Here is a 12,972-nt window from a genome sequence, read left to right as displayed (position 1 = left end):
TTCGCGCGGCCGGCCCCTCCAGCGATGTCTCGCCGCCTCGCCGGGCGGGTTCATGCCGACTGGTCAGTCCGCGCATGGGCCGCCGCGGTCTCATCAAGAGCCGCGCGAATGCCATCAACCATGTAATCGATCTCTTTAGGGGCGATGACGTAGGGCGGGCAGATTGCCAGCACGTCGCCCATGTTGCGGATCATGACTCCGTGCTCGCGGCACCGCCGCTCGACATCGGTGCCAATTCGCAGCTCCGGCGCAAAGGCGCGACGGGTGGCGCGATCCTCGACGATCTGGATCCCCGCTATAAAACCGCGGCCGCGGACCTCGCCGACCAGTGTATGGTCGTTGAGCGCGTCCGCGAGCGCTGCATGCAGATAATCGCCGAGACGGCGCGCCTGGCTCACGAGATCGATCTCGCGGTAGATCCTGATCGCCTCGGCGGCGACGGCGGCTGTCACCGGATGGCCGGAATAGGTGAAACCGTGGCCGAACACGCCGACCTTGTGGGCCTCATCGGCGACGCACTGGTAGACCTTGTCGGAGATAATGACGCCGCCAATGGGCAGATGACCGGATGAAAGCCCCTTGGCGACCGACAGCATGTCCGGTTCCATGCCAAAAGTCTGGCTGCCGAACCAATTTCCGGTGCGTCCGAAGCCGCAGACCACTTCGTCGGACAGCATGAGGATGTCGTATTTGCGCAGCACCGCCTTAACCTTTGGAAAATAATCCTCCGGTGGCACCAGCACGCCGCCGGCGCCCATGATCGGCTCGGCGATCATCGCGGCGATCGTCTCTGGCCCCTCCGCCAGGATCAGGGCCTCGAGTTCCTGGGCCAGGCGCGTGGCGTAGTCATGCTCCGCCTCGGCCGGCAGACCGTCGAGATAGTGAAAAGGCCGCGCCGCGAATATGACGGGAAGCGGCGGCAGGTTGAAGGACTTGTGCATATGCGGCAGGCCACTCAGCGCCGCGCCCATGATCGTACTGCCGTGGAAGGCGCCAAACCTGCTGATGATCTTGCGTTTCTCCGGGCGCCCCCGCGCGGCCTGGTAATACCAGGCGAGCTTGATCATCGTATCATTGGCTTCCGAACCGGAGCCGACCAGAAAGACGCGCGCGTGGTCGAACGGCGCCAACGCGGTAAGCTGCTCGACGAGTTCGACGGTGGGCTCATTCGAGCGGTGATTGAAGGTGTGATAGACGGCGAGCTTGCGCATCTGGCGGTCAGCCGCGGCGGCCAGCCGGCTGTCGCTGAAGCCGAGCGAGGCACACCAGAGTCCGCCCATGCCCTCGATATAGCGGTTGCCCGCGTCATCCGTGACGGTCGCGCCTTCGCCGGCCACGATCGTCAACGGACCATGATCCTCATGCAGGCGTGGATCCGTTTGGGAATGAAAGTGCCTGGCCATGTCCAGCACGCGCGATTCGTTGTTCATCAAAATTCTCCTTGCGACCAGATAGGCGGTTGCTTAGGCGAGGAATATCTTATAACTTATAAGTTGTCGAGAAAAAATGATCCCGAGAGTGAAGCCAATGGCCAACCCGCCCACTCCTTCAAACAACGCCCTGCCCCCCGACGCGGAGCGGATCGCCCTGTTGCGCGACAGGGCAGAGTTCGTCCGGCTCGAGACGCTGCGCCTCATCCAGATCGCCAAGGTTGGGCATTATTCGTCAGTGTTCTCCTGCGCGGAAATATTCGCCACGCTCTACTACGATGCGATGCGGCTGAGGCGCGGCGAGCCGCAATGGCCGGATCGCGACCGCTTCCTTATGGGCAAAGGGCACGCCGCGGTCGGCCTTTACCCGCTGCTGGTCGACTGGGGCTTCTTCTCCAAGGACGTCCTCGATGGCTACACCCGGCTCGGCAATCCGCTTGGCGATCATCCCGACATGCGCAAGGTGCCCGGCGTCGATTTCAGCTCCGGCTCGATCGGCCATGCCCTGTCCGGCGGCCTCGGCATGGTGCTTGGCGGCCGTGCGGCCAACCGGCGCTTCGATGTCTATGTCCTGCTCGGTGACGGCGAGATGCAGGAGGGCCAGGTCTGGGAAGCGGCGCTCTCCGCCGCCCACCATAAGGCCGGCAATCTGATCGCCATCGTCGACCGCAACGGATACCAGCTCGACGGGCAGGTCGACGACATCATCGGCATCGAACCGTTGGCCGACAAATGGGCGGCGTTCGGCTGGCAGGTGCACGAGGTCGATGGGCACGACGTCGTCGCTCTCGCGACGCTGCTGCGACAGTTGAAGGCCGAGGCAGACCGCACCCGGCCCGTCTGCATCATTGCCAAGACCTCCAAAGGCAAGGGCGTTGGTTACATGGAAACCGAACCCGGCTGGCATCTGGGCTATCTCGCGCCATCGGACGAGGCCTTGGCCGCCGAAGAGATCAAGCGTGGAGGCAAAACACAATGAACGGGCCGATCGATACCAACTCCTGGCAGTACCGCCAGATCAACGCGCGCGCGCCTGGCCTGAGTTATCTGGCCAACGCGCTCATTGATCTGGTCGAAGACGGTTATCCGGTCGTGGCCGGTACGGCCGACCTTCAATATTCCAACGGGCTGGTGCGGTTCGCGCAACGCTTTCCCGAACGCTTCACGCAATTTGGCATTTCCGAGCAGAACATGGTTTCGGCTGCTGCCGGCATGGCCAGCACAGGCGCCATGCCGTTCGTCGCTACATTCGCTTCTTTCCTGGCGCTGCTGTGCTGCGAACAGATCAGAACCGACGTCGCCTATTCGGCGCTGCCGGTGCGGCTGATCGGTCATCATGCCGGTATTTCACTCGGCTTTTACGGCACCTCCCACCATGCGACGGAAGATCTTGCCATCATGCGAAGCATTGCCGACCTCACGGTCGTCGCACCGGCCGACGGCCCGCAACTGGCGGCCGCCGTCAAGGCGTCTGTCAATCATGCGCAGCCAATCTACTTCCGCATTGGCCGCGGCCAGGAACCGGTGGTCTATGACGACGGCGTCGACTTCCAGTTCGGCAAGGCGATCGTTCACGGCGAAGGATCGGACCTGACCATCATTGCCTGCGGCTCGATGGTCCATCCCTCGCGGGAGGCTTACCGCGCGCTGCGCGCGGCGGGCAAATCCGTCGGGCTGATCGACATGCATACGATCAAGCCGCTGGATACCAAGGCCGTGCTCTCAGCCGCCGCTCACTCCCGCTTCGTTCTGACGATCGAAGAACACAATATCCTCGGCGGTCTGGGCGGCGCGGTGGCGGAAATCCTGGCTGAGGCGGGCAGTCCGGCGCGGTTGATACGCCATGGCATCCGCGACGAATACAGCCTGATTGCGCCGCCAACACATCTCTACAAGCACTACCGGCTGGACGCGGCGGGGATCGAGGCCACCGTCCGCGAGGCCCTCGGCTGAGCGGCGGACAACCATAGCCATGCACGGACATTACGATGACCGATCAGAATGACACCACCTCACTCATCGAGCGCGCCGGTGCGGTGATGCCGGGCGGATTGCTCAGCCCGAGCCGCAGGCTCGGCGCGCCGCATGTCTTTGCCCGGGCGCAGGGTGCGTTTCTCTACGACGTCGAGGGACACCAGTACACCGACTTCCATTGCGGCTTCGGCGCCAACGTGCTTGGCCACTGTCATCCAGCGGTGCGTGAACGCATCGCTGCGGTCTCCCAGGAAATCGATCTTGTCGGTGCGGGAACGATGCGGCTGGAGATCGAGGTGGCGGAGGCGCTGGTCGACTGCATCCCTTGCGCGGATCTCGTCGCCTTCTGCAATTCCGGATCGGAGGCGACCTATCACGCCCTGCGCCTTGCCCGTGCCGCCACCGGTCGCAAGCGCATCATCAAGTTCCAAGGCGGCTATCACGGCTGGCACGACTATGTCGCCATGAACGTACAGTCGCACGCGCAGGCGATCGGCAAGTACGACCCCATCAGCGCCGGCATCCTCGATGATGCCGCCCGTCACACCATCGTGCTGCCTTACAACGATGCCGGCGCCGTCGAGGATTATCTCAAGGCCAATCCGGGCGAGGTAGCGGCGATCATCATCGAGCCAATCGCTCACAATATGGGGTCGGTGATCGCGACGGATGTTTTTCTGCGCGACCTGCGTCGCCTGACCAGCGATCATGGTGTCGTGCTGATCTTCGACGAGGTCATCACCGGCTTTCGCCACGCGCTCGGCGGCTATCAGTCGATCGCCGACGTCACGCCTGATCTCGCGACCTTCGGCAAGGCGGCCTCCTCAGGCTATCCCGTTGGCCTAGTGGCCGGTCGTCGCGATCTCATGGAGCTCGTCGGCCGGACCGGGGAAGGCTCCGTGTTCATGGGCGGTACTTTCAACGGCACGCCGTCGACGCTCGCCGCCATGCAGGCGACGATCGAGGAGCTGTCGAAACCAGGCTTCTATGACCGCCTCTTCGCCCTCGGCGCTTTCATGCGCACGCAGCTGGATGGCATTATCGATCGCCTCGGCCTGCCCGCGCAGAGCGCCGGGTTTGGCTCGGTCTGGCTGATCTATTTCCTCAGCGGTCCTTACCGCGACTACGAGGACTTGCTGCGCAACGACGATGTCTTCGATCTCGCATTCCGCAAGGAGATGGTGGCGAACCGGCTGATCGGTCAGCCGCTTCCGCTCAAGCGTCTCTACCTGTCAGGGAGCCATGACCGGGCGACGGTTGAGAAGTCACTGGATGTTATCGAGACAATCCTGCGCAAGCTCTCCGCTGGGAAACCCGCCAGCTCCTAGCCATGTTTCGCAACGGACTCATAGGATATAAGAGCGTCTCGCACTATCCGTTGCTGATTCGGTGCGGCCAACATGCAGCGGTGGACCATGAGCACGATGCAGCCAATCGAGCAAGGCAGTCTGTCGGCGAGAACCTATATCTCGCTGCGCGAAGCCCTGATCGCGGGCAATTTCCGGCCCGGCGAAAGACTGTTGATGCAGGATCTGGCGCAACGGCTGGGCACCAGCGTCACGCCTGTGCGCGAGGCCTGTTTCAGGCTCGTCAGCGAGCAGGCGCTGGAACTGCGGTCAGGGCGGTTCATCACCGTTCCAGAGTTGACGCGGTCGCGTTACTGGCAGGTCCGGCTCATTCGCATCGCGCTCGAGGGACTAGCGGCCGAACTCGCTGTCGAACATGTTTCGGAGGCGGACATTGAAAAACTTGTCGAGATCCATCGCGATTTCGTGGCCGGCGAAACGTCCGGCGATGCTGACCGCGCCCGTCGCGCCAATCGTGAATTCCACTTCGGCGTCTACCGCCTGTCCAAGATGGATATGCTGATCGCCCAGATCGAAAGCCTGTGGGTCTCGATGGGACCGATCCTCAACGTGTATTATCTGCAGGCCGAGAACGATTACATCGGCGCGGAGGAGCACGAGACGCTGATCGAAGCGTTCCGGACCCGCAACAAGAAGGTGGCGCGTAAGGCGATCGAACGCGACATCGTGCGCGGTGGCATGAACCTGTTGCGGTATTTCGACGAGCAGGACGCGGCCGCCAAGCGAGCGTGATCCAACCCATCGGTCATTCGCCGGCGACCTTTTTCGCGCTGGCTGAGGCCGTCCTGAGGCGCGCGGTGGCATCCTGGTCGACGACCCAAACGCCCTGCTCAGCGTCTAGCACCAAAGCCACCTTGTAGGATTGGCGAGCCGCTTCGCTCGTTAGCCAGCCGCGGCCAACGCTGGCCGCGACAAGGCGGACATCGCGCTTGGTCGGGTCGCCGTAGCCACCGCCGCCACAGGCAACGAACTCGATGCGCTCGCCGGCGCGACACGCCTCCTCATGGAACGCAGGCAATTCCACCAGCTTGCCGTCCGTGCCGCGCTTGGCACTATGACTGGCCTTGGCGTCACCGCCGCCGAGCACGCCACGCGGCGGAAAGGTTGTGCCGTCGGCCGAGTAGACCAGTGTCATTTCGTGGTCGACGGGATAGAAGACACCGCCTACCGCGGGAGCGCCCTCGAACTCGCCAATGCCTTGCGTGTCCGCCACCACGCCGCGCGATTCAATGATGATGGGGTACATGGATTCGTCCACCTCCACGGAATCCAGCGCGATCAGGCCGCCATTCGCCGGCCCGCAATATGTCAGCCAGCCATCATAGCCGTGACGCGCGCCGCCGCCGGCGTAGCCAATGAAGACCTGATTGACGTAGGGCTGCCCATCCTTGAACGGATCCTTGCCTGAAATCACGCCGATCCCCGCTGGCAGGTGCGAGCCGCTCTCGGCCTGGCCATAAGGTTCTCCCATGGTCGAGAACACGCAATTGCCGGCGATGATCAAGCGGTCGTTGACATTGGTGGTCGCCACCGAGGTGCCTACGGGGTAGCGGGGTTTGCCGACCACGCTTCCCTCCCGCATCAACACCTTTATCCGGCTCTTGGCGCCCTCGTTGTGCGGGATGCCGTCGTCGAGATTGTTGAAGACGCCAATGCGGCACGAGCCCGTGCAGGTGTTTTCCGAAAGGTTGAGACCACCAGGGACGTTATCCATGTTGTCACGCACGTCGACCGTGATCTCGCCGGCTTCAGGGTCGACATCGATGGTGATCCTGACCGGGATGCCCTCCTCCGCCACGCCGGGGACCGGGTCATGGCGGACTTCGTAGGAGAACTTGCCCTTCGGCAATTTGGCGATTTCGGCCATGGCGCGGCGCGCACCGTAGTCGAACCAGTCCTCGACGAAATCCAGCAGCGTGTCGCGGCCGTATTTTTCAAGCAGTTCCAATAGACGGCGTCGACCGGTCCTGCAGGCGCCGATCTGGGCGCGCACGTCGCCCAGCCAGATGTCTGGAACACGGTTGCGCATCATGCCGATGCGCAGGATGTCCTGCTTCTCCCTGTGCTGTTCGACCACGCGCACGCAGGGAAAGTGGATGCCTTCCTCATAAACGTTGAATGGCAGATATGTCGAAGGCGTCGGCGCGCCAGTATCGGCGTGATGGGAAAGCGCCACGGCCCAGAACAGCGGCTTGCCATCGAAAAAGATCGGCATCGCCATGATCAGGTCGGCATGATGGGTGCCGCCCGTGTATGGGCAGTTGTTGAGGAAGATGTCGCCGTCGGCGATATCGTCAAACAACTCCGTTATCGGACGGGTCGCCAGATCCATCGACATGACGTGGATCGGCAGCGCGTCCTCGGTGGAAACGAGGCGGTGATCATAGGTCAGGATCGCACAGCTCAGGTCGCGGGCGTTCTTGATCACCGCCGAGCGGCTGGCCCGCATCACGACCAGCGTCATTTCCCGCACGACGGCCTCGAACCGGCTTTTGAGAACCGACATCAGGAACGGATCGACGCGGCGCGTTGGCGTCTCCAGGCGAATGACAGGTGAATTCATTTTATGATGCCTTGCTCGGGAAGGTTGGTGTCAATCGACGGTCACGACGATGTTGCCTTGTGGGTCGACGCGCCCGCGATGTCCGTCCTTGAGGAAGGCGGTGAACGTCGTCGCCTCCACCAGGCATGGCCCATCAAGCGCCGCCCCCGCGCCCAGCTGGTCCATGTCGTAAACAGGCAGAGAGCTCGTCCGCCGGGTTTCATGCAAATAAGCTGACCGATGGGTCTTGGCGACCGGCGCCGTCGCCTGGTCGGCCAGCCTGAAATCCTTCCAGGCATCCTGGTTAGCCCGCTTGCCCACCGCGCGCAGCTTCCAGTTGGTGAATTCGACAATGTCGCGGTCGGATCTGATCGAATAAATGCGTTCGTGCATCTGATGAAACGCTTCGACGAGACTTGGGAGTTTTTCCGCTTCGAGGCGCGGCTCATTGGCCTCGAAATGGACCTCGATTTCCCAGGACTGGTACTCGTAGCGACCAAGAAAGGAGAACTCGAAACGCCGCAGCTCGGGCTCAACGCCGGCCTGTTCGAGGAATGCCTCGCCCGACACCTTCAACCGCGCCAGGATGTCGGAGACGCCAGCGGCGTCGAAGCGCCGGGTCGAGGTCAGGAAAACCGCGCTTTCCTCGCGCGTGATATCAGAGATCAACCCGCCGAACGCGCTCAACCCAGCCATGAAGCGCGGGATCATGTAGCGTTTCAAGCCCAATATGTCGGCCATCTCGGCGATGTGGATGGCGGTCGCGCCGCCGCCGCAGACAAAGAAACTGTCGCGTGGGTTTATGCCCTCGCGAATGGTGATTTCCTCGATGGCCCCGACCATGTTGTGGTTGCTGGTGGTCTGGATGGCGTAAGCCGCGTTGAGCAGCGGGATGCCGAGCCGCGTCGCGATGCTCGCGACCGCTTTCTCGGCCAGTTCGCGGCTGATCTTGATCCGGCCGCCGAGAAAATAATCGGGGTCAATGATGCCGAGCACGACATTGGCATCGGTGACCGTCGGCGCGGTGCCGCCCGCTCCGTAGCATGCCGGCCCCGGCCGCGCGCCAGCGCTCTGTGGGCCGACCCGCAGCAGGCCGCCATCATCGACCCAGGCAATGGACCCGCCGCCGGCGCCGACCGATCTCACATCCACCTTCGCGATCCCCAGCGAATCGTCGTGGATCATGCTGTCCGGGGTGACGATGATCTGGTGGTCGCGCAAAGCCGAGACGTCGAAGGTGGTGCCGCCCATGTCACCGACGATGACGTTGGCTTCGTCGCTCAGCGCCAGCGCGGCCATCGGCGCCAGCGTCGGCCCCGACATGACGCTGTAGATTGGCCGCCGCAGCATCTCGGCGGGAGGCATCATTCCACCGACGCAGTTGGCCAGCAGCAGCTCGCCCTGGAAACCAGCCTGCGACAGTGCTCGCCGCAAGTCCTCGATATAGGTTCGCACAATCGGATTGATCGACGCGTCGATGGCGGCCGCGATGATGCGCTTGTACTCGCGCGACATCGGATTGACTTCATGGCTAAGCGTCACCGGGATCTCCGGCCATGCCTGCGCGATGATTTCGCGCACCGTTGTTTCATGGATGGGATTGACGACCGACCAAAGCAGACCGACCGCTATCGCTTCGACCCCATAGCGCCGGAAGTCGGCTATCGCCGCCTCGACATCGGATCTCGACAGAGGCGTGAGCTCCCGCCCGCGCGCATCGACGCGGCCCCGCGCCGTCTTCGTCAGGTGGCGCGGGACATAGGGCTCGGGATAGTCGAGCCGCCACTGGAAGGCGCCCTTGCGCGGCCCCTCGCGCAGGACGAGGATGTCCTGATGTCCTTCGTTGAGGATCAATCCGACCTTGACGGTCTTGCGCTCGACCAGCGCGTTGGTCGAGACGGTCGAGCCGTGTACGATCAAGTCGATCTTGGTCATGAACGTCGCGGGATCGAGCCCGTATCCGGCGGCCGCGACGTGCAGCACGTTGATGAATCCCTTCTCGAATTCGCCGGGCGTGGTGGGCGATTTGAAGATCGAGATTTTCCCACCGGGCTCGGAAATCAGGCAATCGGTGAAGGTTCCGCCGATGTCGATGCAGACTTGATAAGCCATTTAAGGTCCGAAGCTGTTAGCGTTTCTTGTAATCGCGGCCCAGTATCAGGCTGGCCAGAATGATGAGGCCCAAAAGAACCTGCTGCAGATAGCCGTCGACCTGCATGAGGTTCATGGCGTTGGAAATGACCGTGATGAACAGGGCACCGAGCAGAGCCGCGGTGACGCCTCCCTCGCCGCCGGTGAGGCGCACGCCACCGACCACCGCCGCCGCTATCGATTCCAGGGTCAGGTTGCCGCCGAGATTGGGCTCGCCCGATCCGGTGCGCGCGGTGAGCAGCATGGCGCCAATCGCGGCCAGCAGCGAGCAGACCACGTAGTCGATCGCAACGACGCGTCCGGTGCGAACGCCCGCCGCCTTCGCCGCGCGAGGGTTGGCGCCGATGAGATACAGGCCGCGCCCGAACACGGTGAAGCGCAGGACCAGGAACAGCAGTGCGAAACACAGCGCGGCGAACAGGATGGGCACCGGAATGCCGATCAGCCGTCCCTCCGCCAAGGCGTCCGTAAAGGCTTCGGGAACGCCCGGCACGGGAAAGCCGCCGCTGACGGTTGACGCCAGTGCCATGACAATGTTGGCCATGCCAAGCGTCGTCACCAGTGGATTGATCCCGATACCGGCGATGAGGACGCCGTTCAGCCCGCCGATCAGCAGCCCGACGCCAAGGCCAGCGGCGATCCCCCACAGGATGGGCATATCGCCGCTTCCGGTCATCACCATCGCCGATATGACGCTGACGAGCGAGACGGTAAAGCCAAGCGACAGGTCGAAGCCGCGCGTCAGCAGCACCATGGTCTGCGCCATGGCAAACAGTGCGAGATAACTCGTCTGGATCGCGATGTTCCAGAGATTGCCGCTTGAAACAATGCGCGGGTCGAGCAGACCCAGACCCAGCAGGGCCAGGAATACGAGCCCCGGCAGCTTGGCCTGCGACGCGAACTGGCGGATGTCCGGGCGAGCGCGGTCAAGAACAACCGGAGCCGCCATGTCTGGACGATCAGACATTGGCCCGCCTCCCCTGAACAATTCGGTCGAAAGCCAGTGCGCCGATGAGCACCGAACCCAGCACCAGCGTCTGGAATTTGCTGTCGATCTGCGTGAGGTTCATCGCATTGGCGATGATCGCCAGGCACAGCGCCGCCATGGCGACGTTCTCGGCGCGGCCTGAGCCGCCGCGCAATGAAACGCCGCCGATCACCGCCGCTGCGATCGTCTCCAGTCCGAGCGTCCCGCCGATCGTCGACTGGCCGGAACCGATACGGGCGGTGATCAGCACGCCGGTGAGTGCGGCCAGGAGACCGGAGAGCACATACGCGGTAATCAACACACGGTGTGTGCGCACTCCCGACAGTCGGGCGGCGCCGACGTTGCCGCCGACGGCGTAGAAGTGGCGCCCGAGCGCGGTCCGACGCTGCAGAATGATGGCGATGGCGATCACCACGATCGCCAGCAGCAAGGCCGGCGGCAGGCCAAGCACCTGCCCTCGCCCGATGGCATAGACGAAGGCGTCGGAAACGCCATAGATCGGGATACCCTGCGTGTAATAGAGCGTAAGTCCCGCGACGATCGACAACGATGCCAATGTCACCATGAAAGGTGATAGGGAAAGGCGCGCCACCAGCGTGCCGTTTACCAGGCCAACACAGGCGCCGCAGGCCAAGGCCAGCGCTACCGGCATCAGCAGCTGGAGCCCATGCGCGTCGGGCATCGCGGCCATCGCCGCGGCCGTGACCACGGACGCCAAGGCCATGGTGGCGCCGACCGACAGATCAAAACCGCCGGTGGTCATGACGATCATCTGGCCGATCGCCGGAACCGCCAGGAAGGAGAAATTGCGCAGGACGTTGAGGATGTTCAGGCGGTTCAGAAAACGCGGTTCGATGATCGCGGCCGCGGCCGCAACCGCGACCAGAAGCAGGATGACGATCCCGCCGGTTTCCAGAAAACGGCGCCGCAGCGTGTCAGGGCTCATGCTGCCTCCGTGGCGCCGGTTTCGGCGTCGAAATAGTGACGCAGCACAGTGGCCTCGGTGATGCCGTCGGCTTTGAGTTCGGCGACTATGCGCCCTTCGCGCATGACATAGACGCGGTTGGCCAGGTGAACGAGCTCTGGCAGTTCGGACGATGACAGCAGAATAGCCGCGCCATTCTCGACCAGGCTTTTCATAAGCCTGTAGACCTCGCTTTTGGCGCCCACGTCGATGCCGACCGTCGGTTCATCGAAAATATGGACCGAGACAGGACGCATCAGACCGCGCGCCAGCACGAGTTTCTGCTGGTTTCCTCCCGAAAACGACGACGCCGCGCGTTCCGGCGCCATCGGTCGTAGACCCAGTGTCTTCAACGGCGCGGCTATCGCCCGGCGCTCGCGCCAGAACTTGAGCAGTCCGGCCTGGGACAGTCTCGGGTCGTCGAGCGCGGCCATGGTCACATTCTCGCGGCCTGGCCGGCCAAGCGCCAGTCCCTCGGCGCCGCGATCGGCCGGGTAGTAACAAAGTCCAGCACGCAACATGCTGTGCGGCACTGGCGCTCTGACCACCTCGCCATGGAGTTCGATCTCACCGGACGTCACACGCTCCAGGCCGAATACGGCTCGGCAAAGTTCGCTACGACCGCAGCCAACCAGGCCCGCCAGGCCGACGATTTCGCCAGCTCTGACCACGATGGAGGCATCGGATAGGGTGCCGGAGACACTGATCCCCCTGGTCGCCAGCACGATTTCGGCGGGGCGCTGGCTAATTGATGGATAAAGTCGTTCGACCGGCTGGCCGACCATCATCTCGATCAGGGTCGCGTCCGATGCCGCGGCGATGGCCACTGTGTCGATCTTGCGCCCTCCTCGCAAGACCGTGACACGGTCCGCGAGCCGACGGATCTCGGCCATGCGATGCGACACATAGATGATGCCGACGCCCCGCGCCTTGAGGCCCGCGATTGCGGCGAACAGTTTTTCCGCTTCACCGTCGGTAAGCGACGCGGTCGGTTCGTCGAGGATGAGGATCTTGGCATCCGAAAGCATGCCTTTGGCAATCTCGACCATCTGCTTTTGCGCCCGGGTCAGCGTTTCGATCTTGCTGTCCAGCTCCACGTGAAAGCCAATGTCGCGGAAGCGTTCCTCCGCGCGGGCACGCATCGCGCGCCGGTTCAGGAAAAGCCTTCCTTTGATCTCGCGTCCAAGAAACAGGTTCTCCTCGACCGTGAGGTCGGGGACGAGACTGAATTCCTGGAACACCGCCGCCACCCCGGCATCGCGGGATTTCTGCGGGGTCAGCGCGGAAACGGTTTGGCCGTCGATACGGCACGAGCCTTCGGTCCAGCCATAGGTTCCCGCTATCAGATTGATGAGCGTCGACTTGCCGGCGCCGTTTTCGCCAAGAAGGGCATGGACCTCGCCGCTCAACAGCGAGAAATCAACGCCGTCAAGCGCCACCACACCCCCGAAACGCTTCGTCATACCCGTAAGTTCAAGCATCTTTTGACACCACCGAACTCGAAGCAAAAAGGGCGGCAGGCCAAGGCCGAGGTCTACCGCCCATCGTAGATGCGA

10 protein-coding genes are annotated in these 12,972 nt (G+C 63.1%); 4 read left to right on the top strand and 6 right to left on the bottom strand.

All coding sequences use genetic code 11. From position 1 onward, the window contains the following. Positions 1–50 precede the first annotated feature (50 nt). Entirely contained in the window at positions 51–1,430 is a 1,380-nt protein-coding gene (locus NKK52_RS31030; protein WP_023685585.1) for an aminotransferase, read from the bottom strand. Positions 1,431–1,590: 160 nt separating this feature from the next. Between NKK52_RS31030 and NKK52_RS31025 the strand changes: the two genes are divergently transcribed. The 4 genes from NKK52_RS31025 to NKK52_RS31010 all read left to right on the top strand — a co-directional run bounded on the left by NKK52_RS31025 (position 1,591) and on the right by NKK52_RS31010 (position 5,503). After that, positions 1,591–2,409: a transketolase gene (locus tag NKK52_RS31025; protein ID WP_245263162.1), complete on the top strand. Its 819-nt coding sequence runs from the start codon at positions 1,591–1,593 to the stop codon at positions 2,407–2,409. Further along, entirely contained in the window at positions 2,406–3,383 is a 978-nt protein-coding gene (locus NKK52_RS31020) for a transketolase family protein (protein WP_023685587.1), read from the top strand. Before NKK52_RS31025 ends, NKK52_RS31020 begins: the two co-directional genes overlap by 4 nt. A gap of 35 nt (positions 3,384–3,418) precedes the next feature. Then, positions 3,419–4,732 carry an aspartate aminotransferase family protein gene (locus NKK52_RS31015; RefSeq protein WP_023685588.1) on the top strand — a complete coding sequence of 438 codons (1,314 nt, stop codon included), beginning with the start codon at positions 3,419–3,421 and terminating at the stop codon, positions 4,730–4,732. Between the two features lie 87 nt (positions 4,733–4,819). Then, a complete protein-coding gene (locus NKK52_RS31010; RefSeq protein ID WP_023685589.1) occupies positions 4,820–5,503 on the top strand; it encodes a GntR family transcriptional regulator in 684 nt (227 codons plus the stop codon). A 13-nt stretch (positions 5,504–5,516) separates the two neighbouring features. Here the strand turns inward: NKK52_RS31010 and NKK52_RS31005 are convergent, their stop codons facing one another. The 5 genes from NKK52_RS31005 to NKK52_RS30985 are packed head-to-tail and all read right to left on the bottom strand — an operon-like array spanning position 5,517 to position 12,879. Next, on the bottom strand, positions 5,517–7,334 hold the full coding sequence (locus NKK52_RS31005) for a hydantoinase B/oxoprolinase family protein (protein WP_023685590.1): 1,818 nt from the start codon (positions 7,332–7,334) through the stop codon (positions 5,517–5,519). A 30-nt stretch (positions 7,335–7,364) separates the two neighbouring features. Continuing rightward, on the bottom strand, positions 7,365–9,425 hold the full coding sequence (locus NKK52_RS31000) for a hydantoinase/oxoprolinase family protein (protein ID WP_023685591.1): 2,061 nt from the start codon (positions 9,423–9,425) through the stop codon (positions 7,365–7,367). A gap of 16 nt (positions 9,426–9,441) precedes the next feature. Continuing rightward, a complete protein-coding gene (locus NKK52_RS30995) occupies positions 9,442–10,431 on the bottom strand; it encodes an ABC transporter permease (RefSeq protein ID WP_031204409.1) in 990 nt (329 codons plus the stop codon). Then, the gene (locus NKK52_RS30990) at positions 10,424–11,398 is read right to left on the bottom strand and encodes an ABC transporter permease (RefSeq protein WP_023685593.1); all 975 of its coding nucleotides are present in this window, start codon (positions 11,396–11,398) and stop codon (positions 10,424–10,426) included. The genes NKK52_RS30995 and NKK52_RS30990 overlap by 8 nt, the downstream gene beginning before the upstream one ends. Then, positions 11,395–12,879: a sugar ABC transporter ATP-binding protein gene (locus NKK52_RS30985; protein ID WP_352630952.1), complete on the bottom strand. Its 1,485-nt coding sequence runs from the start codon at positions 12,877–12,879 to the stop codon at positions 11,395–11,397. Before NKK52_RS30985 ends, NKK52_RS30990 begins: the two co-directional genes overlap by 4 nt. Positions 12,880–12,972 lie beyond the last annotated feature (93 nt).

Source organism: Mesorhizobium sp. C277A (genome assembly GCF_040324395.1).
Taxonomy (GTDB): Bacteria; Pseudomonadota; Alphaproteobacteria; order Rhizobiales; family Rhizobiaceae; genus Mesorhizobium.
The sequence above is the reverse complement of the archived record's forward strand: the minus strand, read 5'-3'. Positions and strand labels throughout refer to the sequence as shown.